Genomic DNA, 2402 nt, shown 5'->3' on the forward strand with positions numbered 1-2402 from the left:
GTGTCGGGTGAGCGTCCGGTGGGTCTGGATGATGATTTCTTCGATTTGGGCGGTAACTCGCTGATCGCCACCCAGGTCGCGGCCCGCCTCGGCGCGGCGCTCGACACCAGGGTGCCGGTCCGCACGCTCTTCGAAGTCCCCACGGTCGCCGCGCTGGCCGCTCGCATGGAGGCGCACGCGGGCACCGGACGCCGGCGCGAGCTGGCCGCGGGGCCGCGTCCGGCCACCATTCCGCTGTCGCTGGCCCAGCAGCGCATGTGGTTCCTCAACCGGTTCGACAACCGGACCGCGGTGAACAACATCCCGCTGGCCGTCCGCCTCACCGGCACGCTCGACGTCGACGCGCTGCGCCGGGCGGTCGCCGACGTGGTGGACCGGCACGAGGTGCTGCGCACGGTCTACCCGGAGACCGCCCAGGGCACCGGCGTGCAGGTGGTACTGCCCGCCGGGCGCGGCGGACTCGACCTCACCCCGGTCCCGGTGTCGGAGGACGAACTCCACGAGCGCATCAGCGATCTCGTCCTCACCGGCTTCGACGTGACCAGCGAGGTCCCGGTGCGGGCCGCCCTGTTCCGCATCGCGGCTTCCATGGACGGCTCCCGTCCCGAGACGCACGTGCTTGTCTTCGTGGTGCACCACATCTCCGGTGACGGCTGGTCGGTGCGTCCGCTGGCCCGCGACGTCATGCTGGCCTACGCCGCGCGCTCGCGCGGTGAGGCCCCCGGCTGGTCGCCACTGCCGGTGCAGTACGCCGATTTCGCGCTCTGGCAGCGCGAAACCCTCGGCAGCGAAGACGATCCGGCCTCGCTGATCGGCGAACAGATCAGTTTCTGGACCCGTACCCTGGCCGGGCTGCCCGATCAGCTCGACCTGCCCGCGGACCGGACCCGACCCGCGGTGGCCTCCAATCGCGGTGACGTCTACGAGTTCTCGCTCGACGCGGCACTGGTCCGCGATCTGGACGCGCTGGCCCGCGATCACGGCGCCAGCGTGTTCATGATCGTGCACGCGGCGCTGGCCGCCCTGCTGGCGCGGCTTTCGGGCGCCGACGACATCGCCATCGGCACCGCGGTCGCGGGTCGCGGCGAGGCCGTCCTCGACGACGCCATCGGCATGTTCGTCAACACCCTGGTCCTGCGCACCGCGGTCGATCCGGCCGACACCGTCGCCGACCTGCTCGCACGCACCAGGGAAACCGATCTGGCCGCCTTCGGGCACGCCGACCTGCCGTTCGAACGGCTCGTGGAGATCCTGAATCCGGCGCGATCGCAGGCACGGCATCCGCTGTTCCAGGTGATGCTGTCATTCCAGAACACCGGCGAGGCATCGTTCGAACTGCCGGGTCTCGAGGTCGCGGGCGTGCCGCTGGATGTGGTGACCGCGAAATTCGACCTGCACCTGAACATCTCCGATCGCACCGACGGCGACGGCATGCGCGCCGAATTCGCCTACGCGACGGATATGTTCGACGCGGACACGGTCGCGACCTACGCGCGCAGGCTGGTCCGGCTGCTCACCGCGATGGCGCGGGGCACCGATGCCGTGCTCGGCGATATCGACCTGCTCGACGCCGCCGAACGCCACCGGGTCGTCGAGGCGTGGAACGACACCGCCGCCGAGGTCGACACGTCGGCGACGCTGGTGTCGAAGTTCCAGTACCGCGCGGGCCGCAACCCTGGCGCGACCGCGCTGACCTTCGAGGGCACGGATCTGTCCTACGGCGAGTTCCACGCCCGCGTCAACCGCCTCGCCCGCCACCTGATCTCGCTGGGCGTCGGTCCCGAGAGCCTGGTCGCGCTCGGTATGCGGCGTTCGCTGGACCTGGTCGTCGGCATGTACGCGGTGAGCGTGGCCGGCGGCGCGTATGTGCCGCTTGACCCGGACCATCCGGCCGATCGCACCCGGTACGTGCTGGAGATGGCCGCGCCGGTGTGCGTGCTCACCACCGGCCGCGACGGCTTCGACGCGGGCGAGGTCCCGATGGTCGAGCTCGACGCCGTCGATCTGTCGGGTTACGGCACGGAACCGGTGACCGATGCCGAGCGGATCGCGCCGCTGCGTCCGTCGAATACCGCGTACGTGATCTTCACCTCCGGTTCCACCGGCCGCCCCAAGGGTGTCGCGGTCTCGCACGAGTCCATCGTGAACCGCCTGGTGTGGATGCAGGCCGAGTACGCGCTCGACACCGCCGACGTCGTGCTCCAGAAGACACCGGCGACCTTCGACGTGTCGGTGTGGGAGTTCTTCTGGCCCTTGCAGATCGGCGCGCGGCTGGTCATCGCCAAGCCGGACGGCCACCGCGACCCGGCATACCTGGTCCGCACGATCGTGGACCAGCACATCACCACGGCCCACTTCGTGCCGTCGATGTTGTCGGTGTTCGTGGCCGAGGGTGGGGCTGA

General features: G+C 70.2%; 1 pseudogene. It reads left to right on the forward strand.

Annotated features, from left to right (window positions below):
• Window positions 1-6: 6 nt before the first annotated feature.
• A pseudogene (locus APZ21_RS27040) lies at window positions 7-2402 on the forward strand (condensation domain-containing protein); the annotation flags it as partial.

The organism is Nocardia arizonensis, assembly GCF_001310275.1.
In the GTDB taxonomy this organism is placed as follows: Bacteria; Actinomycetota; Actinomycetes; order Mycobacteriales; family Mycobacteriaceae; genus Nocardia; species Nocardia arizonensis.